The sequence below is a fragment of the Alphaproteobacteria bacterium genome (genome assembly GCA_025210155.1).
Lineage (GTDB): Bacteria > Pseudomonadota > Alphaproteobacteria > Rs-D84 > CASDRH01 > JAOASE01.
This window is the reverse complement of the sequence record JAOASE010000004.1, coordinates 82,186-103,253: the sequence shown is the minus strand read 5'-3', so window position 1 is coordinate 103,253 and position 21,068 is coordinate 82,186. Positions and strand designations below refer to the sequence as shown.

The window sequence follows — 21,068 nt, the reverse complement described above, 5'->3', positions numbered from 1 at the left end:
TTCGTCAGCGGCAGATTTTAACTTGTTCAAATACGGTGAATAAAAAATAAACCCCAGGAGAACCTTACCATTATCCCTGGAGTCTAATTTCAAAATTTGGAGGTCGGTACCGGATTTGAACCGATGTACATGGATTTGCAGTCCACTGCATAGCCTCTCTGCCAACCGACCATATAACTTATGAAAATATAATATTCATATTAAAAAAAAATTCAAGTTAAAAATAAAAATATTTGATAAAAATCCTTACTTTTGCTATAATGTCATCAAAATATAAATGAGGAGAAAAAGTAAATGATAAAAAAAGTTTGTGTATTTTGTGGGGCTCACAAAGGGAAAAATCCTAAACACGTAAAAACAGCATACGAAATGGGAAGAAGATTGGCAGAAGCAGAAAAAACACTAGTATATGGCGCCGGTGGAGTAGGTCTTATGGGAGCTGTTGAAAACGGAATTATTCACCACGGTGGAAAAGCTGAAGGACATACAACAGAAGTTATTACCCACCTAGAAAAACCAATAGACAGTCCATTAGTTAAAAACTATGTTCACAAAGATCTCTCTCTAAGAAAAAGAAAAATGATGGAAGTTTCTGATGCCTTCATAGCACTTCCTGGCGGAGTTGGAACTATAGATGAAATAACAGATGTTTTAACTGCCTTACAAGTAGACGAAATGACAGGTAAATGTTTAATCCTAGTTGGAAAAGAATTCTGGGGACCTCTTTATAAAGTATTAAGAAGTGGTTGGAGAGATGGTTTTATCGCTAGAGATGACTTCGATAAATTCGTAATAGTAAATACTCCAAGACAAGCAATTAATTATCTAAGAAAATATGATAAGCTAGGAATTAAAAAATCTTTTATATAAAGCTTTTGATTCTTTTGGATAAATTTAATGAAAGCCCCTTGAAATAAGGGGTTTTTCAAAAAATATTTCATAAAAAATCCCATTTATAGTTTGAACTTCTAAGAAAATATGTTATAATTAAAAGAAAAAATAAAGGATATATTTTATGTTGAAAACTATACCAGAAATAGAACAAGACATGTCTATGTTTCTAGATTGGGAAGATAAGTACGAATATATTATAGAATTAGGTAAAGAACTTCCTGATTACTCAGATATTAGAGATGAAAACCATATCGTAGAAGGGTGTATGGCTAATGTTTGGTTGGTCAAGGAAAGAAATCATAATGGAACTTATTCTATAAAGCTAGACGGCGATGCTATAATAGTAAGAGGTTTACTATATATAATATCATCTTTATTTAATAATAAGACAAGACAAGAAATTTCAGATATAAATGCTCAAGATACTTTAGAGAAATTGGCTCTAGACTCTCATTTATCATCACAAAGATTAAACGGTTTAAGTGCCGTAATTAAAAAGATTCAGAATTTTGATTTAGAAGAAAAATTGGAGAAGGAAGCGGAAAATGAATAAGGCTGTAAGAAGAACAAAGAAAACTAAAAACAAGAGAATTGTTAGCAAAGTAGATAAAAAGTTTCCAACAATTTCTATTTCTGAAGCTATTAAGGTTTTAAAGAAAAGTGATCACTTCCAATTCTTTTCTTACGGTTTTGCAGCTGCAACTTTAGTTTTAACTATAGTTATATCTAGTTTCCAAATTTTTTATAAGAAACCAACATCAGCATATCTTATAAAAGAACAACAAAAAGTTTCAGATTCTATGAGGGAAGAAGAAGCTAGAATGGCAAAGCTTCAACATAAAATTAAAGAAGGTGGCGAAGAACCTCTTATAGCGGGTGAAAAAAGAGAAAGAGAACTTATCAAAGTTGTTGAAGAAGGTGATACTCTAGGCGGGATTATGAATGAATATAATATCCCTTACTCTCAAACTTATTCTCTAATAAAATCATTAAAAGGTACATTTGATATCAAAAGAGATTTAAGACCTTCATCAAAAACAAAACAGGGTACTAAACTTATATTTGATGTTGAAGAAGGCTATACTGCAGAGAATAATTTAAGAGCCAATCTACAAAAGTTCACAATAGAAATTTCTCCTATAGAAAGAATTGAGGCTATAGTTGAAAAACATGAAGATGAAATTAGTTTCGATGTAAGAAAAATCAAAGATAATAAATACACAAAATTAGTTAGAAAAGAAGCTAAGATTGCTCCAGAGCAAAGTATAATGTATTTAGCTGAAAAGCAAGACATACCTTATAACATAATATATAGCTTCTATGATATTTTCTCATTCGATGTCGATTTCGAACGTGAAATAAGACCAGGAGATTCATTTGAACTTCTTTATGAAGAAGAGTTCTCTAAAGAAGGTAAATATTTAGGTGTAGGTAAACTTCTTTATGGTAAGCTAAGCATTAGAGGTAAAGAATTTAAAACATACAACTATGCTAAAAAAGAGGGTCAAGATAAATTCTATGATGAAAAAGGTAAGGGATCTACAAAAGCTCTTAAGAAAACACCAATCAATAAGGCTAGAATATCTTCAACTTATGGTTCTAGAAGACACCCAGTATTAGGTTTCAGAAAGAATCATAATGGAGTTGATTTTGCAGCTCCAACAGGAACTCCAATTCCAGCAGGTGGATCAGGTACAATCATCTATAGAGGATGGAAGGGACCAAACGGAAACCTAATTAAGATCCGTCATAACTCTACTTATACAACAGCGTATGCTCACTTAAATTCATTCAAAAAAGGATTAAGAGTTGGTTCATACGTTAAACAGGGTCAAATTATCGGATATGTTGGAAGTACTGGTAGATCTACAGGTCCTCACTTACACTATGGTATCCAAAAGAACGGTAGATATGTAAATCCACTTACAATCAAGTTACCATCGACAGAAAGTCTTAGAGGGAAACATCTTAAAGCTTTCAAAAAGAAAAGAGATGGAATGAATAAAAAATTCGAATTTTTGGGATAAATAAAAAATCTCGGCATTAAGTCGAGATTTTTATTCAGTATTCTAATATAGAATTAAAAAAGGGTAAAAAATGAGATTAAAAATAATATTTTTTATATTAACTTCATTTATTATAATTTTTCTTGGTAATATTTATAATAAAAGGCAAATTTTAAAAGAAAAAATAGGACAAATGATCCTAGTTGGCTTTAAGGGAAAAGAAGTGCCTGATTATCTAAAAGCTCAACTTAAAGATAATATAATAGGCGGAATTATTTTATTCGATTATGACGTTACTAGCAAAAGCTTTGATAGAAATATAGAAAATCCCAAGCAGGTTAAATCACTAATATCTGATTTACAAAATAATGCGAAAACACCTCTTTTTATCAGCGTTGATCAAGAAGGTGGGTTAATAAATAGGCTTAAACCAGAATATGGTTTTCCTAAGACATTATCTGCCAAAGTGTTAGGCGAAAAAGATGATGCAAAATTAACATATGAAAATGCAAAAGTTATAGCAGAAACTCTTAAAAGTTTAGGATTTAACCTTAACTTTGCACCGGTAGTTGATGTTAATACAAATCCTGAAAATCCAGTGATTGCAGGCAAGGAAAGAAGCTACTCTTCAAATCCTTATAAGGTTGCAGAACATTCTGAACAAGTAATTAAAGCACATAAAGATTTAGACATCTTAACTGCTTTAAAACATTTTCCTGGGCATGGAAGTTCAAGCTCAGATTCGCACTTAGGTTTTGTTGATGTCAGTGAAACTTGGAATGAAAAAGAATTAATTCCATATAAAGAATTAATTAATACAGGTAAAGTAGAAATTGTTATGACAGCTCATGTTTTTAACAAAAAATTAGATGAGAAATATCCAGCAACTTTATCTAAAAAATCCCTAAGTAAACTAAGGAAAGACTTCGCTTATGATGGAATTATAATTAGTGATGATCTTCAAATGAATGCCATTGCAAAGCATTATTCCATTGAAGAAGCAATTCCTTTAATGGTTAATGCTGGAGTAGATATTTTTTGCATAGGAAATAACCTAGAAATCGATGAAAACATCGTTCCAAAAGTAATAGATATTGTTATGGAAAAGATTTTTTCAGGTGAGATATCAGAAGAGCAAATAGAAACATCTTATAATAAAATAATATCTCTAAAAAAGAAATATAAAATCATAAGATAATTCTATAAAAAAATAAAAGAGGTTATTTAAACCTCTTTTATTTTATCCTAAAGTTTCAATCAAAACTCTTAGTTTTTCAGCTTTTATCTTATTCTTTTCATAAGATATCTTTTGCTCCATTAAAACATTTTCTGGTACGTTTTTAACAAAGTTTTCATTGTTAAATCTACCTTCTGCAGCCTTAATTCCACCTTCAAGTTTAGCTAAATCTTTTTTCTTCTTTTCAATATCTATATCTATGTTGTCATTTAATACACCTTTAACATTGAAAGTAGGGTTAGCTATGTAAAGAGTTTTTTCACTTGAGCCAAATTCTAAAGCTTTACATCTAGCTAAAGTTTCCAATATAGCCAAAGTATTATTTTCAAGTTTTTCTTTTATTTCTATATCTATAAATGCACTAGCACTAATACCTAAGTCAGCTTTTATAGTACGAATTTGTTGAATAAGCTCAATGATATCATCAATATTAGTATCAGAGAAATCCCAGCCATATAGTTTCCAAACTTCAGAAGCTAACAAGCCATCTCTATCAGAAGTTTGTCCCCAAAGTTCTTCGGTAACAAATGGCATGAAAGGATGTAATAGTTTTAATATTTCATCTCTAACAAATGCAAGAGTTGCCTTAGACTCATCTGAAGGGTTCACTTTACCCATTTCAATGAACCAATCACAGAATTCTTTCCATACAAAATCATAAGCAGCAGATGTAGCATCATTAAATCTTAAGTCTTTTAAGGCTCTATAAACGTTTGCCCTTGAAGTTTTTAATCTTTCAAGTACCCATTTATTTCTTTCTTCAGAAACTTTAAATGGATCAAAAGTTTCATCATAAGATGCACATTGCATTTCAATAAACTTACATGCATTCCAAATCTTAGTAACAAAGTTTCTATAACCTTCAATTTGCTTTTCACTCAAGTTTATATCATTACCTTGTGTAGTAGCAGATGCAAAATAAAATCTACAAGCATCAGCACCATACTTATCCATAAGCTCAATAGGATCAACTCCATTACCTTTAGATTTACTCATCTTCTTACCATGTTCATCATTAACTAATCCATGGAAAAAACATTTTTCAAATGGAACAGATTTTTTATCATCTCCTTTGAAGTCTTTTAAGAAGTGAGTTCCCATCATCATCATTCTAGAATACCAGAAGAATACTAAGTCTCTACCTGTAATCAATAGCGAAGTAGGGTAGTATTTTTCTAACTCTTCAGATGTGCTACCAACACCATTCCAACCTAATGTAGTAAATGGCCAAAGTGCCGAAGAGAACCATGTGTCTAAAACATCATTATCTTGTTTTAATTCAATTTCATCTGCAGATTTACCATAATGTCTAACAGCTTGTTCCAAAGCTTCTTCTTCATTCTCAGCAACAAAACAATGTCCATCTTCACCATAGAAAGCAGGAATTCTATGTCCCCACCAAAGTTGACGAGAAATACACCAATCTTGAATATTATTCAAGAAGTGAAAGAAAGTATTTTCTACAAATTTAGGAAGTATTTCAGTTTCACCATCTTTAACGGCAGCCATAGATCTCTCAGCCATTTTCTTAGTATCTATAAACCATTGTTCAGTCAACATAGGCTCAACAATTTCCTTACTTCTTTCTCCGTAAGGAATTGCCATGTTGTTATCTTCGGCTTTAACGAAAAGACCAAGTGCTTCCATTTTTTTAATAACTAATGGTCTGGCTTCTAATCTATCCATACCAACGAATTCTTCAGGACATTTATCATTTAAAGAACCATCTTTATTCATAATAGAAATCATAGCAAGACTATTTCTCTTACCAACTTCAAAGTCATTAAAGTCATGAGCAGGAGTTATTTTCACTGCACCAGTACCTTTTTCAGGATCTGCATATTCATCAGCTATAATAGGAATAACTCTTCCAATCATAGGAAGTTTAACAGATTTGCCAATAAGGTGTCCTATTTTTTCATTTTCAGGATGAACAGCAATTGCAGTATCACCAAACATAGTTTCTGGTCTTGTAGTACCTATTTGAATAAATTCACCTTCTTTACCATCAATAGGGTAATTGAAGTAATACATTTTTCCTACAGTTTCTTTATTTTCAACTTCTAAATCAGATACAGCAGTCTGTAACGCAATATCCCAGTTAACAAGTCTTTGACCTTTAAATATCAATCCATCGTTATATAAAGATATGAAAACTTTTCTAACAGCAGAAGACACATCTTCGTCTAAAGTAAACTTTAATCTATCCCAATCAGGGCAAGCACCAAGTCTTCTAATTTGGTTTAAAATTTCACCACCAGATTCATTTTTCCATTTCCAAACTTCTTCAAGGAATTTTTCTCTACCTAAATCGTAGCGAGATTTACCTTGCTCAGCAGATATTTTTCTTTCCACCATTAACTGAGTAGCAATACCAGCATGATCTAACCCTGGTTGCCATAAAACATCTTTTCCTTGAGCTCTACAGAATCTAGCATAAATATCAGTTATAGAATGCTCCATTGCGTGACCACAGTGTAAGTTACCTGTGACATTAGGAGGAGGCATGATTAAGCAGACTGAATCTTTCTTTGATTTCACATCAGAAGCACCGACGTGAGATTTCTCCCATTTGTCATAAATTTGCTTTTCTAAATTGTTAAAATCAAATGATTTATCTATTGCCATTTTTCTACAACCTTTCTTTTAGTTTTTGTTTGAATAATTAATAGTAATCAATGATATAACAGGCGCTCACAAAACACAATAGAAATATTGATAAGAATAAAATATTAAAAACCCTTGACATATTGGGTTGTAATATGCCAGAGTATAAACTCATAATTTTTTAAACCTAATAAATGATTTTTTATGCAATTACAAAAAAGTCTACAAAAGCAAATCGAAAGAGTTAAGCAAGTTGAAAAGAATTTATCTTCTGCGAAGGGTGGAAATGTTGTTTTCGAATTAACATCAAATCCAGCAAAAGCATTAGAAGCTTGGTTGCGGAATGATGAAAATTTCAACAATGTTTCACCTGATTTTAAAGAGCAGGTTGATGCGGTTAAAGCAAGATCCATCTACCTATTAAATGAAAATGCCGGAGTTAGAGTTTCCGATCTACTGAATTCTTTAAAAAAGTTTCGAGAAAATATTTCTGCTGAAATAAAAAGACTTGAGAATGCCTCTAGAAAGAGAAGTGGTTCAAAATCTTCTAATGGAGGACCCAGAAGGGTTCGCCATCATAGAAATATTGCTTAACTATTTCAATGAAAATAAAAGGGAGTTGGTTTTTACCAACTCCTTAATTTTATATAATGTTCGTTATTAAGTATTTACTAGATAAAAAAAAGCCTCCAGAATTCCAGAGACTTTATATTTACTATTAAACAAGTATTTTGTGCGAAGATTAGTAAAATCAGACTTTAAATTCTAAGAAGCGTATAAGTAATACGTGACTGAATTTAAATGTCACAATTTTGCTAAAAATTCGTGCAAAAGCCACCGTTTAATTTATATTTACTTTTCTAAAGCTTTAACTCCAGGTAATTCTTTCCCTTCCATGTATTCAAGGAAAGCACCTCCAGCTGTAGAAATATAAGTCATTTTTTCTATATTTCCAGATTGTTTAAGAGCAGAAACAGTATCTCCACCTCCACCAACAGAAGTTAATTCACTAGCTTGAGTTTGTTTAGCGATAAAATCAGCAACTTCAAAAGTAGTCTTTTCAAAAGGCTTCATTTCAAACGCACCAAAAGGTCCATTCCAAACAATACTTTCTAGTTCAGTAATTTTATTTTTAATTAATTCCAAAGTTTTTGAACCAAAATCTAAAGCCATACAATCTGCAGGAACAGCATCTATAGCAACAGTTTCAACTTCATTTTCTTCATATGATTTAAACTCAGGAGCAACAACAAGATCAACTGGTAATATAATTTCACAACCTTTTTCTTCAGCTTTTTTAAGAACTGTTTTTGCAACATCAACCATGTCAGCTTCAACTAAAGATTTTCCCATGTCATAACCTTGTGCTAGTAAGAAAGTATTAGCCATTGCACCACCAATAAATAATACATCAATCTTATCCATCAAGTTTTCTAATACAGTAATTTTTGTAGAAACTTTGGCTCCACCAACTATTGCCCCACTTTTACCGCCATCAATCTCAGTTGGTTTATGTAGTATAGTACCCAAAGCGTTAAGCTCATTTTCCATTAAGAACCCGGCAAAAGAAGGTACATGATTAGTAATGCCAAAAGTAGAGGCGTGAGCTCTGTGAGATGTAGCAAAAGCATCATCTACATAAAAGTCAGCCAAGTTAGCCAGCTTCTTAGAAAATTCTTCATCACATTTCTTTTCTTCTTTGTAAAATCTTAAGTTTTCTAGAAGTAAAATATCTCCACCATTCATGTCTGCAATAGTTTGTTCAACTTCTTCGCCAATACAGTCATCAACAAATATAACTTCTTGTTCAACTTCATTAGCAACTTCTTCGGCAATTTGTTCTAAAGAGAACTTAGCTTCTTTTCCTTCAGGTCTACCTAAGTGAGAAGTTACAATAACTTTAGCTCCAGCTTCAGATAAAGCAATCGCAGTAGGCGCAAATTTTTCAATTCTAGTTTTATCAGAAACTTTTCCATCTTCAGTTAAAGGTACGTTCAAGTCAGCTCTAACAAAAACTCTTTTACCTTTTAAATCTTTTGATAATAAATCATCCATAGTATGAAATTTCATATTAAAATCCTTTCTTAAATTATTTTAATCTCTCCGCAATTATACTACTAAAGAATAAAAAAGAAAAGTCATAAATAACATTAAATAAATAAAAAAAACTCCCCAGAAATTTCCAGGGAATTTTAATAATTGTATTAAGAAGATATCTTATACACGTACAACTGTTACGATATTAGTATTACCTTCTTCCATAACTGATTTAGCTTCAGGAGTTTTCTTACCCATAGAAACTACGATATGGTCGCCAGTTTCAGCATTAACTTCTTTTTTAGCTAATTCTCTAGCGAAGTTGTCCATACCTAATTCAGAATTATTTTCTTCACTAGTTACAACACCTCTAACACCAGCACAGATACCTAATCTACCAAGAGTTCTAGGTTCTAATGAAACAGCTAAGATTGGAGCTTCTGGTTTATTTTTAGCAATTCTAATTGCTGTAGTACCAGAAACAGTAGCTGTAACGATTGCTGAAGCAGAAAGTTCGTTAGAAATTTGTTTAGCAGAGTGAGCCATAACGTCAGAAACAGTATTATGTTCTAGGCCTTCAAGAATAACAGCATTAAGATTTCTTTTGTAATCTTCAGAAGCTTCTACTTTTCTAATAACGCTATCCATCATTTCAACTGTTTCGATAGGGTAGTCACCGATAGTAGTTTCAGCAGAAGTCATAACACAGTCAGCACCTTCAAAAACTGCGTTAGCAACGTCTGTTACTTCAGCTCTTGTTGGGAATGGATTGTCAATCATAGATTCCATCATGTGAGTTGCAACGATAACTGGTTTAGCTAAGTCTCTACCAACTCTGATCATTTCTTTTTGGCAAAGAGGAACATTTTCAGCACCAACTTCAACAGCTAAGTCGCCTCTAGCTACCATTAAAGCATCAACTTCTTTAGTGATTTCTACTAGGTTTTCCATCGCTTGAGGTTTTTCCATTTTAGCAATTATTTTAATATCATCTCTAACAAGTTCTCTACATTCTCTGCAGTCTTCAGCAGTTTGAACGAAAGAGAATGCTAGGTAATCAAAGTCAGCACTGTTGATAATTTCGATATCTTCTCTATCTTTTTTAGTCAAGCAAGATGATTTAATTCTAACATCAGGAATATTAAATCCTTTTTTGTTTTTAATCCATTCGCCAGATAGAACTTCAGTTTCAGCAAAGTCAGCACCTTTTTTAGTAACTTTTAATTGAACTTTACCATCATCAACAAGAATTCTTGAACCAACTTCTAAAGCTTCAATAACTTCAGGGTGAGGCAAGCAAACACGAGTGCTATCACCAGGAGTTTCATCTAAATCAACTGTGAATTTTTGGCCAATTTCTAATTTAGCTTTATCGTCTTTGAAAACACCAACTCTGTGTTTAGGACCTTGTATGTCAGCTACAGCAGTAACATAAACACCTAATTTTTTAGAAACTTCTCTTAAAGTTTTTAATCTATCTAAGTGAGTAACTGTTTCGTGAGAAAAGTTAAATCTAAATGCAGAAGATCCAGCTTTAATCATTTTTTCCATCATTTCTGCAGATTCAGTAGCAGGTCCGATAGAGTTTAATATTTTCGTTTTTCTAAACGCATTTTTGTTTGTTTCAAACATATTATTCTCCAATTCGATTTTTAATAGTTGATTTTATATAATATTTTTATAAAATACAGTATGTACTATAAATAAAAAAAGAATAAAATCAACAAAAAAAGTTTGAAAAAGCTGAGAAAATTATCGGAGGAAAAGATGTCAACAGTGTCAGGAGAACAATTAAGAAGTTTTATAGATAGAATCGAAAGATTAGAAGGCGAAGTTTTAGAAATTAAAAACGACATTAAAGAAGTTTATGCAGAAGCTAAAGGTACAGGCTTTGACGTGAAAGTGATGAAGAAAATCGTAGCTTTAATGAAGAAAGACAGAGACGAAGTGGCTGAAGAAGAAGCAATCTTCGAAACTTACAAAGCAGCATTAAACTTATAATTTAATTTCGCTTTAAAAAATTAAAAAGAGCAGGGGATTAACCTCTGCTTTTTTCTTTAATCTTTAAGTTCTAGAACTACCGGAGTGTGATCTGATGGTTTTTCCTTTGATCTAGGTTCTTTATCTATATCACAGTCAACCAACAAATCCATCGCTTTATCATTCAATAAGAAGTAATCAAGTAAGATGCCATATCCTTTTGGCCAACATCCACCTCTATAACCCCAGTAAGAATATGCATCATCAACATCATCATGAAAAGTTCTATAGGCATCAGTAAAACCAAGAGCTTTTAAATTATTAAATTCCGCACGACTTTCAGGCTGAGTAATAGCATCATCCTTATATGCCTTTGGATTATAAACTTCTCTATCAGTTATGGCCACATTATAATCACCAGTAACGATAAGAGGTTCATCGTATTTTAATACTTCTTTAACATGTTCGTTTAATTTTTGATGCCACTTTATTTTATAAGGGAATTTAGGTGTGTCTATAGGATTTCCATTAGGAGCATATATGTTGCAAATTCTAACTTTCCCACCAATAACAGCTTCTATATATCTAGCTTGTTCATCTTCTTCGAAAGTAGGTAGCCCTCTAACAACATCTTCAATAGAGTGTTTAGAAATAATAGCAACACCATTATAACTTTTTTGCCCATGAGTTTCTATGTTATACCCTAAAAGTTCAATTTCATTTCTAGGAAAAACCTCGTCCATACATTTAATTTCTTGCAAAAGAACAACATCTGGCTGAACCTCTCTCAACCAATTTACAAAATTTTCTAATCTAGCTCTAACAGAGTTTATATTAAAAGTAGCTATTTTCATTTTAAAACCTTTCTCTTAAACTTTTATAAAAATATACAGAAATTGTTTTCAAAGTTAAGTAAAATTATATTTCGATTATATTAAATTAATTAATCGTAAAATTCATTTTATAATTGTTATATATGTATTAAGCAAGTATTTTGGCTTAGTAAATTATAAAACAGATAAAATTTTTGAGGGAGTGTATAAATAATACATGACCGAATAAAATTATTATCTAATTTTGCGATTTAATATTCAAAAGATGCAGCTTAATTAGTCTCTGAAATCATCCAACGAAATAATATTATCCTTATCTTTCCCATCTTTTTTCTTTTCTTCCTCTTTTCTATTTGCATCATAATCAATATGAGGCTTAGGATCTATAGATGAATCGACTATATCAAACCTATCTTCACCATAGATATCTGGAACATCAAAAGCATAAGAGAAGTTAGCTATAGAATCTACAAATGCAGTGATTGCAGAAAAAGGAACCGTAATGTAATAAGGATTTCCACCAAAATTTAATGTAACACCAAATTCTTTATCAGAAACAGAAAGATTCTCGAAATGTTTTTCTAAAATAATAGTCATTTCATCTTTATACTTTTCATCTTTAGATATATAATCAGGTAATTTAACACCTTTTTGTCTAGTTTTGAAAGTTATATAGATGCAATTTTCATTAGGGCATCCATATTTACTAAGGTGCGTAAGTACATTCTTTACAACGTCTAAAAGAGCCTTTTCCACCAATAAATCATAGTCTATTTTTTTAGAGAAATCCATTTTCAAATCCTTTTCCACCTTTATTTTTTTATTTTTCCATATCCAAGAAACATTATAAAATAGTTTTTGCTAAAAACCTAGCTTTTTCTGCAAGTAAAAACCGTTTCTAAAAAATTATCACTTTTTTCTTGACAAATATTTTTAAATAGTGCTATATTGTCAATAGAAAACAATTTGAACTAATATATAAGAGGATTCGTCCTCTCAATAATTAAAATGTAAATAAAAACCTAAAAATAAAAAAAATATGAAAACTTTAATTACAAAGAGTAGTTACGTACTACTTAGCGCAATCGCATTTATGTTCATTTTTACATCTTGTAACGACGAAGGTCCTCTTGAGGACGAGAGTTTTACAAAGTATAATGGAATTGATAATGTACCTTTGGATTGTAGTCAAGAAACTCTTGACCTGTTCAATAGAGATTACATTACAACAACTGTAATACTTGAAAATGATACCGTACAGGGGAGGGTTTGTAACCTTGACTCGGCTGACGTAACCCAGCGTTACAAAGACGAGCTATCTGTTTTAGGGTTGAATAAAGAAACCATCCAAACAGGTTCGGTTCTTTATCTTAACTCTAAAGATGATTTTTCAAGCTTTACTATAGCTTCAAAAGATCCTAATATCATTTTCAATGAAAGTGAACTTGAAAGATCGATAAAAGCTGCCGAAGGAGTTGCTCTAAACGATACAATAGAAGCTAACCCATCTGCAAAGCAATTGGACATTGTTGTTATTTACGACAACTCACCGAGATTTTTCGAAATAAAAATCACGAGAACTCCGGTGAGAAACCCTTACCAAACTGAGGTGTCTGAACACTTGTATGAATATGAAATTGTAGGTTTCAAGTCTCAACCAGTTATGCTTGTTTACTCAGGCAAAACCGAGGACAGAAGAACATATTTTCATAAGTACATTGGTCCTAGAGTTATCGAGGGATCTGAAGCTAAGATCAGTGATATGGTCAAAGCTATCAATTACCCACAGGTTATTGAAAACAACCTAATGGTTATGAATGATGATCCTACATCTGTAGAAGCGGTATTAGACGTATTCGGAGATAATGGCAGAACAATATTCGCCACAATCTTTGAAAGGTGTCTTGCTCAAACAGACAGTGTAAACTTTGGTGATGTGATTTCAGTTCCAGCGTACGAAACTATGGAACAGTCAATCAACAAGGAAGCTCCTATGGAGATTAACTCCCCAATTAATGAGCTTTAATTTCATTTTTCATTTTATAAATTTTACCCCTCGTTAGTCTTCGGACTAATGGGGGGATTTTTTATATTCAATAACAAAAATTTAAAACACAAGTAAATTTTATTGATTTTTCTCAAATAATATTCTAGATTTATATCAATATTATTATAAGGAAACAATCATGTTAGAATTAAACGACATCAACATAAAAAACAAAACACCTATGTCTATTGAAGCGGAGCAAGCGCTTCTAGGTGCAATCCTTATAAATAATAGAGAATTAGAAAAGGTATCAGAGATTCTTCAGCCAATTCATTTCGCAGACAAAGTTCACAGCAAAATTTATGAAGCATGTGTTAAAATGATAGAGAGAGGTCACGTTGCAGACCCTATCACTTTAAACGATTATTTTTCAAGTCTTGGCGAAAGTAATGATATAGGTAAAGACTATTTAATCCGTCTTGCAACATCAAATGTGTCAGGTGTTAATATAGCAGGCTATGCTCAATTAATTTATGATAGAGCCTTAAGAAGAGAGCTTATTAACATTGGTCAAAATATTGTTGAAAATGCCTTAACAGATAATCTTGAAAATCCAGCATCAAAACAAATAGAAGAAGCAGAACAATTCCTTTATGATGTAGCTATAACAGGAACTGCAGAAGGTGATTTAAAAACATTCAAACAAACTTTAGGAGAAGCTCTTCAAAGTACAGAATATGCCCTTAAAAACAAAGGTGGAATCTCAGGTATATCTTCAGGTTTAAGAGATATGGACAAAGTTCTTGGTGGTCTTAACCCATCCGATTTATTAATCGTAGCAGGAAGACCTGGTATGGGTAAAACCGTACTAGCATTAAACGTAGCATTCAATATGGCTAACGAAGTTTATAACAAAAGATCTCCAGAAAAAATGACAGGACCATGTTGTTTCTTCTCACTGGAAATGTCAGCTGACCAGTTAGCAGCCAGACTATTATCAATGAATGCAGAAGTTGAAGGTCATAAACTAAGAAAAGGATCTATCACAACAGAAGAATTTGCTCGTTTAGCAGAAATTTCAAGAGCATTGGAAGAAATTCCTCTATTCATAGATGATACTCCAGGTATTACAATTTCAGCAATAAGAACTAGATGTCGTAGACTAAAAAGACTTCACGGCTCTCTTTCAGGAATCGTTATTGACTATTTACAACTTTTAACTCCATCAGGAAGACAAAGAGAAAATCGTGTTCAAGAACTTTCTGCAATGACAAGAGACTTAAAAATACTTGCAAAAGAAATGGATTGTCCAGTGGTAGTTCTATCTCAGCTATCTCGTCAAGTTGAGCAAAGAGAAGACAAAAGACCGGTTCTATCCGATCTTAGGGAATCTGGTTCAATCGAGCAGGACGCCGACATAGTTATGTTCGTTTACAGAGAAAACTATTATATTGCCCAACAAGAGCCAACTGCAGAAAATTCAGATAATTTTGAAGAGGAAATGCAAAAGTGGAAATCTAGAATGGAAAGAACTAAAAACCGTGCAAGTGTTATCATAGGTAAGAACAGACACGGTGAAGCCAAAACCATAAAATTATTTGCTAATATGGCATATTCGAAACTAGGCGATCTAGCAGTTCAATATGAAGAAGAATAAAATATAAGAAATTGTCATCCTCGTGCTTGTCACGGGGATCTCTCTTTTAAAAGTTAAATCAGCTCATAGAAATATGAGCTTTTTTAATATTAATTCCAAAATAACAACTATTTACTTGTATTATCAACTTCAATAAAGTAAGTTCATTTCTAAATTAAATAAATTAATAAGGAAAATAATATGCAATTCCGTAATATAGCTATTATCGCTCACGTAGATCATGGTAAAACAACACTTGTAGATAATATTTTAAAACAAAGTGGAACTTTCGCAGCTCACCAAGAAGTATCAGACAGAGTAATGGACTCTAATGACCTTGAAAAAGAAAGAGGTATCACAATTTTAGCCAAAGCCACATCTGTAGAATGGAAAGGTCATAGATTTAATATCGTAGACACACCAGGTCACGCTGACTTCGGTGGAGAAGTAGAAAGAATCCTTTCAATGGTTGATGGAGTAGTTTTACTAGTAGACGCAGCTGAAGGAGCTATGGCTCAAACAAAATTTGTGCTAGATAAAGCTCTTAACTTAGGTCTTAAACCAATAGTTTTAATAAATAAAGTAGATAGACAAGACGCAAGACCAAATGAAATTCATGACGAAATTTTTGATCTATTTGATAAAATGGGCGCTTCAGATGAACAACTAGATTTCCCAACTCTTTTCGCAGTTGGTAGAGATGGATGGGCAGTTCAAGATTTAGAAAATGAAGAAAGAAAAGATTTATCTCCTCTTATGGATTTAATTATAGATCATGTTCCAGCTCCAAAAGTTGATGAAAATGCCGAATTTAAAATGATTGCAACAACAATTTCAGCAGATCCATATGTAGGAAGACTACTTACAGGTAAAATTGAAAGTGGTAAGGTTAAAGTAGGACAACCAATACACGCACTATCTCAAGATGGAAGCAAAATAGAACAAACTAAAGTTTCTAAAATTATGGCATTCAGAGGTGTTGAAAGAGCTGAGCTTCAAGAAGCTGTTGCTGGTGACATCGTATCTATAGCAGGCTTCTCAAAAGCTTCTGTTGCAGACACACTTTGTGATCTAACTGTTGAAAAAGCATTAAAAGCTCAACCAATAGATCCTCCAACATTAACAATGAATTTCTCAGTAAACAGTTCTCCATTAGCAGGTAGAGAAGGAAAGCAGTTAACATCTCGTGTTATAGCAGCTAGACTAATGAAAGAAGCAGAAAGTAACGTTGCCTTAGAAGTAAAACCATCAGAAGAAAATGAATCTTTAGAAGTTTCTGGAAGGGGTGAGCTACAATTAGGTGTCCTTATTGAAACTATGAGAAGAGAAGGGTTTGAGCTTTCAATCTCAAGACCAAAAGTTAGATATAAAAAGGCTGAAAACGGACAAACTTTAGAACCAATCGAAGAAGTAGTTGTAGACGTTGAAGATGAGTTCACAGGTATAGTCGTTGAAAAGCTAAGTAAAAGAAAAGCAGAAATGACAGAAATGAAACCATCAGGTGGTGGTAAAACAAGAATAACTTTCTACGCTCCATCAAGAGGTCTTATTGGTTATCTTTCTGAATTCAGAACTGACACAAGAGGTACTGGAGTAATGAACAGACTTTTCCACGAATACGCTCCTTATAAAGGTGACATAGAACAACAAAGAAATGGAGTTCTAATATCTATGGCAAACGGAAAAGCAGCACCATACGCTTTATTCAATTTAGAAGACAGAGGTGTTATGTTCATAGAACCAACAGAAGAAGTTTATGTTGGAATGATCGTAGGTGAAAACGCAAAAGCAAACGATTTAGAAGTTAACGTTATAAAAGGAAAACAACTGACAAATGTAAGAGCTTCAGGTAAAGACGACGCAGTTAGATGTACTCCTCCAAGAAGATATAATCTTGAAGAATCTATTTCTTACATACAAGATGATGAGCTTCTAGAAGTTACACCAACTAAAATCAGATTTAGAAAAAGACATCTAGATCCAAATGATAGAAAAAGAGCTTCTCGTCAAAAAGCTGCTTTATAAAAAGAAAATTAAAACTCTCTTTTTCAAGAGAGTTTTTTTATAAAAAAAAGAAGTGAGAAATTTCCCACTTCAATTAATTATAAAATAATATTTATTAGAATACGTATCTAGCTTTTAAAGAAACAACGTCTTGTTCAAGATCATCTTCACCAATTCCACCTTCAACAGTAAATGGATTAACAATTTTTCTATATTCTAAAGATGTATAAAAAGGTGTTGCAGGAATATTAATATCCAAACCAACCATATATTGATATCCAATACCATCTTCTTCAAGTTCAACGTCTCCAACTGGTCCACCAACATTTACTGTACCATCAGTGATTTTACCAACACCGGCACCAACATATGGGCTAAGAAGTGGAGTAGGGAATGGAATATCTATATAAGCGTTTGCCATGATGCTTTCATATTCAACATCATTATTATCTTTAGCATCTCCCATTTTATTATATTCTATCTCAGCTCTTATATCTAGAACAGGAATAGGTAGTTCCCAACCAAAAGCAACAGAATATCCAGAATCAGACTTATCATTATTATCTGTATCAGCACTGTGAATAGATCCACCTAAATAAAATTCACCTAACAAACCAGCGTTAGCATTATTAACATTTGCAGAAAAAGCGATAGAAGAAACTAGCGCAACTAAAGCAATTTTACTTTTTACCATCATAATAATCTCCTTCAGTAAATTGACTTAATAAGATGTTAATATAATCATAAAAATTTAGCAACAGCTTTTTAAAATCAAAAGATTTAAAAATAAAAAACCTCTAAAATTATAGAGGTTTTACAATGTATTAAAAAACTTTTTCAATATTATAAATTTTTTAAGAATAATTTGATATTTTCATTTTTTGCTTTCTTAATATCAGCAGGAGAACCTTTCCATTCAAGTTTTCCATTATTAAGAAGAGCAATCCTATCAGCGATTTTAATTGCAGAATGAATATCATGCGTAATTGTAACAGCAGTAGCTCCAATTTTTTTTACAGATCTAATAATTAAATCATCAATAATCTCCGACGTTATTGGATCTAGTCCTGTAGTAGGTTCATCAAAGAAAATTATTTTTGGATTAGTAGCAATTGCTCTAGCCAAAGCAACTCTTTTTTGCATACCACCAGAAAGTTCTGAAGGATATTTTTCACCAATTTCATCTGCATCTAAATCAACATCAGCAAGTTTTTCTCTAGCTATATCAAATGCGATTTCTTTTTTAATTCTTTGACTTTCAATAATTCCGAAAGCTACATTTTCAAGTACAGTCATACTATCAAATAAAGCATTACCTTGGAATAAGAAAGAAATATCTTTATTTAGCTTATAAAGTCCAGTTCCAAAGAAACCAGTAATCTTCTTACCAAACACAGAAACCTCACCAGAATCTGGTTTTAAAAGACCATTTGCTATTTTAATAAATACAGATTTGCCACCACCAGATCTTCCTAATATAACAAAAGACTCACCTTTCTTAACTTTAACAGAAAAGTCATTAAGAACAGGTTCGCCATCAAAAGTTTTAGAAACATTTTCAAAGTTTATAATAGAATTGTCAGCTGCAGGTTTTGCTTTAACTTCATCTTTTTTCTTAAATATTTTAGGAGTTTTAAAAGAAACCATTTCTTTTAAACTTTTTCTATTTTCTTTTTTAACAGAAACTTTTACTTTTTTCTTAGAAGTTATTTTTTTAACCTTATCTTTCTTATCAAACTTTGCTTTAAGAGAAGAAACTTTTCCAGAAATTTTTTCCCCTATAGGAGATAATGGATTCTTAATCTTAGGAAGTTTAAAAGAAGGTTTTTTAATTTTTCCAGATACAGCTTTTTTAATTTTAGAAAAGCTAAGTAGCTTTAATAAGTTTCCATCAAAAGCTTCTTTATCAGCAGAAATCTTTTTTTCTTTTTTAGTTTTCTTTCCAGACTCTTTTCTATTTTTAGCAGGAACTTCAATATTAAAGATATCTTCGCTAGCCATTTTAATTTCATCGTTTTCAATTATTTCTTCAGCTTTAACTTCTTCAACTTTTTCAGTCTTAGCTTTCTTTTTAGCAGTTTTCTTAATTTCCTTAGTCTCATTAGTTTCAGGCGAAGGAATACTAGCTTTCTTTAAAGAAGCTTGAATTTTTTCTTTTACTTTTCGTTCAAATTCTTCATCAGAATCTATGATCTCAACTTCATTTTTAATCTTATCTAACTCATTTTTAACTTCATCAGCCTTATAGAAAGTTTCTTTTTCATTTGAAGTTTTTTTATCTTTTTTATTATCCATATTTTCAACCATATTCTTAATTTTTTCTTTGGTTTTACTAACTTCATCTTCTTCTAAAGAAGGAGATTCCAAATTAACAGAAGATTTTAGTTCATTTTTCTCTTTTTCGTTTTCCTCTTTATTTTCAGACATATTTGCATACAGTCCATTCATCAAATCTTTTTTCATAATAAACTCCTTAACTAAATAAAACTGCAGTTAGTATATAGTTAAACATTAATATTAAAATAGAAGAAACAACTACAGATGCCTTAGTGGCTTTACCAACACCAGCTGCCCCACCTTCAGAATAATAACCTTTATAGCAAGCAACTATAGATATTAAAGCTCCAAATACAGCTGACTTAATAAGTCCTGAAATAACATCTTCCATTAATAAATGTTCAAAAGAATTTTGTATATAAATATGAGGATTAAAACCTAACATTTTCACAGATACAAAGAAACCACCAAATACACCAACTATATCAGCAATAAGTGTAAGAAATGGCATAACAATTATAGTGGCAATAACTCTTGGAACTATTAAATATCTAAAAGGGTCTGTTGAAAGTGTCTTTAAAGCATCTATTTGCTCAGAAACTTTCATAGTACCAATCTCAGCAGAAATTGCAGCTCCTGATCTACCTGAAACCATTAATCCAGTAAATACAGGACCCAACTCTCTAGTAAGAGCAATTATAACAACGGTAGCAATTGCACTTTCGGCAGAAAATCTAGAAAATCCAGAATAACTTTGTAACGCTAAAACCATTCCAGCAAATAATGCTGTAAATGCAACTATCGGAATAGAATGAAATCCAATCTCCCACATTTGCTTAAATAAAATTCTAAGATGGAATGGAGGAGTAACAATCGCTCTAAATATATTAAGTACAAAAGCTAATAATTTTACAGTTTCAGTAACCAATAATCTGAAACCAGCTCCTGCGTTATTAAAAATTTCAAATATTTTTCTCATAGTAAATCGACTCCAATCTCTTTATTTGCAACAAGTTTGCATAAAAGTAACGTTAAAATTCATTCTAATACATGGCTTATTAAAAGTAAAGGCTAAAATAGACTCAAAAATTCCCAAATAAATTTAGAAAAACTCTAGTTTTTTAAAAGATTTATAGGAATACAAAGTAAATAGTAATTTTTAACTTCAAAATATTTAAAGAATATAAAAAATACTTTACTTAATTCCGTAAATATGTATCATTAATATATAGGGATTAAATTTTCAGAGGAGAAGATTATGTTAAAAAAATCTTTAAAATTATTAGTTTTAGCTGTATTCACAGTTTTTATTTTTCAAACTTCAAATGCTATAGCAGGGTATGGGGCATGGAGCGCATGTAACTGTTCTGGTGACACTAGCAATCCTAAAACGGACGGGATTCAAACAAGAAGTAAAAGTGGTGGAAGTTGCGCAGCAAGAAGTGGAGATGTTGGAGAATGCGAAAGAGTTTGTGTTTGTGACATAAGACCAGGATATGTTGCTGAGTGGAAAACTTTCGATAAAAACAGTAATAACAAAGCTGATTTCACAGAGTAGAGCGACATCATA

18 protein-coding genes and 1 tRNA gene are annotated in these 21,068 nt (G+C 31.8%); 10 read left to right on the top strand and 9 right to left on the bottom strand.

Features of this window, described 5'->3' with window-relative positions; all coding sequences use genetic code 11:
* Window positions 1–97 precede the first annotated feature (97 nt).
* Window positions 98–171, bottom strand: a tRNA-Cys gene (locus N4A44_01510).
* Window positions 172–294: 123 nt separating this feature from the next.
* On the opposite strand from N4A44_01510, the gene N4A44_01505 reads away from it, so the two are divergent.
* From N4A44_01505 to N4A44_01490, 4 genes are all read left to right on the top strand, one after another.
* Window positions 295–870, top strand: a complete 576-nt coding sequence (locus tag N4A44_01505; GenBank protein ID MCT4552322.1) for a TIGR00730 family Rossman fold protein — start codon at window positions 295–297, stop codon at window positions 868–870.
* A 145-nt stretch (window positions 871–1,015) separates the two neighbouring features.
* The gene (locus N4A44_01500; GenBank protein ID MCT4552321.1) at window positions 1,016–1,447 is read left to right on the top strand and encodes a SufE family protein; all 432 of its coding nucleotides are present in this window, start codon (window positions 1,016–1,018) and stop codon (window positions 1,445–1,447) included.
* The gene (locus tag N4A44_01495) at window positions 1,440–2,921 is read left to right on the top strand and encodes a peptidoglycan DD-metalloendopeptidase family protein (GenBank protein MCT4552320.1); all 1,482 of its coding nucleotides are present in this window, start codon (window positions 1,440–1,442) and stop codon (window positions 2,919–2,921) included. The genes N4A44_01500 and N4A44_01495 overlap by 8 nt, the downstream gene beginning before the upstream one ends.
* Window positions 2,922–2,991: 70 nt before the next feature.
* Window positions 2,992–4,098, top strand: a complete 1,107-nt coding sequence (locus N4A44_01490) for a glycoside hydrolase family 3 (GenBank protein MCT4552319.1) — start codon at window positions 2,992–2,994, stop codon at window positions 4,096–4,098.
* Between the two features lie 42 nt (window positions 4,099–4,140).
* Here the strand turns inward: N4A44_01490 and N4A44_01485 are convergent, their stop codons facing one another.
* On the bottom strand, window positions 4,141–6,765 hold the full coding sequence (locus tag N4A44_01485) for a valine--tRNA ligase (GenBank protein MCT4552318.1): 2,625 nt from the start codon (window positions 6,763–6,765) through the stop codon (window positions 4,141–4,143).
* A 183-nt stretch (window positions 6,766–6,948) separates the two neighbouring features.
* Here N4A44_01485 and N4A44_01480 point away from each other — a divergent pair, with 183 nt between their 5' ends.
* Complete coding sequence (locus tag N4A44_01480; GenBank protein ID MCT4552317.1) at window positions 6,949–7,338, top strand: hypothetical protein; 390 nt, start codon at window positions 6,949–6,951, stop codon at window positions 7,336–7,338.
* Window positions 7,339–7,596: 258 nt separating this feature from the next.
* Here N4A44_01480 and N4A44_01475 read toward each other — a convergent pair whose 3' ends face one another.
* On the bottom strand, window positions 7,597–8,814 hold the full coding sequence (locus N4A44_01475; GenBank protein MCT4552316.1) for a phosphoglycerate kinase: 1,218 nt from the start codon (window positions 8,812–8,814) through the stop codon (window positions 7,597–7,599).
* 147 nt (window positions 8,815–8,961) lie between these two features.
* On the bottom strand, window positions 8,962–10,413 hold the full coding sequence (gene pyk, locus N4A44_01470) for a pyruvate kinase (GenBank protein MCT4552315.1): 1,452 nt from the start codon (window positions 10,411–10,413) through the stop codon (window positions 8,962–8,964).
* Between the two features lie 135 nt (window positions 10,414–10,548).
* Between pyk and N4A44_01465 the strand changes: the two genes are divergently transcribed.
* Window positions 10,549–10,782, top strand: a complete 234-nt coding sequence (locus N4A44_01465) for a DUF2312 domain-containing protein (protein MCT4552314.1) — start codon at window positions 10,549–10,551, stop codon at window positions 10,780–10,782.
* A gap of 56 nt (window positions 10,783–10,838) precedes the next feature.
* Here the strand turns inward: N4A44_01465 and xth are convergent, their stop codons facing one another.
* Window positions 10,839–11,615 carry an exodeoxyribonuclease III gene (gene xth / locus N4A44_01460; protein ID MCT4552313.1) on the bottom strand — a complete coding sequence of 259 codons (777 nt, stop codon included), beginning with the start codon at window positions 11,613–11,615 and terminating at the stop codon, window positions 10,839–10,841.
* A 255-nt stretch (window positions 11,616–11,870) separates the two neighbouring features.
* On the bottom strand, window positions 11,871–12,386 hold the full coding sequence (locus tag N4A44_01455; GenBank protein MCT4552312.1) for a ClpXP protease specificity-enhancing factor SspB: 516 nt from the start codon (window positions 12,384–12,386) through the stop codon (window positions 11,871–11,873).
* A 247-nt stretch (window positions 12,387–12,633) separates the two neighbouring features.
* Between N4A44_01455 and N4A44_01450 the strand changes: the two genes are divergently transcribed.
* From N4A44_01450 to typA, 3 genes are all read left to right on the top strand, one after another.
* A complete protein-coding gene (locus N4A44_01450; GenBank protein ID MCT4552311.1) occupies window positions 12,634–13,620 on the top strand; it encodes a hypothetical protein in 987 nt (328 codons plus the stop codon).
* A 160-nt stretch (window positions 13,621–13,780) separates the two neighbouring features.
* Complete coding sequence (locus N4A44_01445) at window positions 13,781–15,238, top strand: replicative DNA helicase (GenBank protein ID MCT4552310.1); 1,458 nt, start codon at window positions 13,781–13,783, stop codon at window positions 15,236–15,238.
* Between the two features lie 180 nt (window positions 15,239–15,418).
* A complete protein-coding gene (gene typA, locus N4A44_01440) occupies window positions 15,419–17,242 on the top strand; it encodes a translational GTPase TypA (protein MCT4552309.1) in 1,824 nt (607 codons plus the stop codon).
* A gap of 94 nt (window positions 17,243–17,336) precedes the next feature.
* On the opposite strand, the gene N4A44_01435 is transcribed toward typA, so the two are convergent.
* From N4A44_01435 to N4A44_01425, 3 genes are all read right to left on the bottom strand, one after another.
* Entirely contained in the window at window positions 17,337–17,915 is a 579-nt protein-coding gene (locus tag N4A44_01435) for a porin family protein (GenBank protein ID MCT4552308.1), read from the bottom strand.
* 149 nt (window positions 17,916–18,064) lie between these two features.
* Window positions 18,065–19,684, bottom strand: coding sequence for an ATP-binding cassette domain-containing protein (locus N4A44_01430; GenBank protein ID MCT4552307.1), 1,620 nt, complete (start codon window positions 19,682–19,684; stop codon window positions 18,065–18,067).
* Window positions 19,685–19,694: 10 nt separating this feature from the next.
* A complete protein-coding gene (locus tag N4A44_01425; protein ID MCT4552306.1) occupies window positions 19,695–20,477 on the bottom strand; it encodes an ABC transporter permease in 783 nt (260 codons plus the stop codon).
* 279 nt (window positions 20,478–20,756) lie between these two features.
* Between N4A44_01425 and N4A44_01420 the strand changes: the two genes are divergently transcribed.
* A complete protein-coding gene (locus N4A44_01420; protein MCT4552305.1) occupies window positions 20,757–21,056 on the top strand; it encodes a hypothetical protein in 300 nt (99 codons plus the stop codon).
* The last annotated feature ends 12 nt before the right edge of the window (window positions 21,057–21,068 follow it).

What these genes read in the sequence shown, in the direction of transcription:
- N4A44_01505 (MCT4552322.1), top strand. Translation starts at nt 295, where the DNA reads ATGATAAAAAAAGTTTGTGTATTTTGTGGGGCTCACAAAGGGAAAAAT.
- N4A44_01500 (MCT4552321.1), top strand. Translation starts at nt 1,016, where the DNA reads ATGTTGAAAACTATACCAGAAATAGAACAAGACATGTCTATGTTTCTA.
- N4A44_01495 (MCT4552320.1), top strand. Translation starts at nt 1,440, where the DNA reads ATGAATAAGGCTGTAAGAAGAACAAAGAAAACTAAAAACAAGAGAATT.
- N4A44_01490 (MCT4552319.1), top strand. Translation starts at nt 2,992, where the DNA reads ATGAGATTAAAAATAATATTTTTTATATTAACTTCATTTATTATAATT.
- N4A44_01485 (MCT4552318.1), bottom strand. Translation starts at nt 6,765, where the DNA reads ATGGCAATAGATAAATCATTTGATTTTAACAATTTAGAAAAGCAAATT.
- N4A44_01480 (MCT4552317.1), top strand. Translation starts at nt 6,949, where the DNA reads ATGCAATTACAAAAAAGTCTACAAAAGCAAATCGAAAGAGTTAAGCAA.
- N4A44_01475 (MCT4552316.1), bottom strand. Translation starts at nt 8,814, where the DNA reads ATGAAATTTCATACTATGGATGATTTATTATCAAAAGATTTAAAAGGT.
- pyk (MCT4552315.1), bottom strand. Translation starts at nt 10,413, where the DNA reads ATGTTTGAAACAAACAAAAATGCGTTTAGAAAAACGAAAATATTAAAC.
- N4A44_01465 (MCT4552314.1), top strand. Translation starts at nt 10,549, where the DNA reads ATGTCAACAGTGTCAGGAGAACAATTAAGAAGTTTTATAGATAGAATC.
- xth (MCT4552313.1), bottom strand. Translation starts at nt 11,615, where the DNA reads ATGAAAATAGCTACTTTTAATATAAACTCTGTTAGAGCTAGATTAGAA.
- N4A44_01455 (MCT4552312.1), bottom strand. Translation starts at nt 12,386, where the DNA reads ATGGATTTCTCTAAAAAAATAGACTATGATTTATTGGTGGAAAAGGCT.
- N4A44_01450 (MCT4552311.1), top strand. Translation starts at nt 12,634, where the DNA reads ATGAAAACTTTAATTACAAAGAGTAGTTACGTACTACTTAGCGCAATC.
- N4A44_01445 (MCT4552310.1), top strand. Translation starts at nt 13,781, where the DNA reads ATGTTAGAATTAAACGACATCAACATAAAAAACAAAACACCTATGTCT.
- typA (MCT4552309.1), top strand. Translation starts at nt 15,419, where the DNA reads ATGCAATTCCGTAATATAGCTATTATCGCTCACGTAGATCATGGTAAA.
- N4A44_01435 (MCT4552308.1), bottom strand. Translation starts at nt 17,915, where the DNA reads ATGGTAAAAAGTAAAATTGCTTTAGTTGCGCTAGTTTCTTCTATCGCT.
- N4A44_01430 (MCT4552307.1), bottom strand. Translation starts at nt 19,684, where the DNA reads ATGAAAAAAGATTTGATGAATGGACTGTATGCAAATATGTCTGAAAAT.
- N4A44_01425 (MCT4552306.1), bottom strand. Translation starts at nt 20,477, where the DNA reads ATGAGAAAAATATTTGAAATTTTTAATAACGCAGGAGCTGGTTTCAGA.
- N4A44_01420 (MCT4552305.1), top strand. Translation starts at nt 20,757, where the DNA reads ATGTTAAAAAAATCTTTAAAATTATTAGTTTTAGCTGTATTCACAGTT.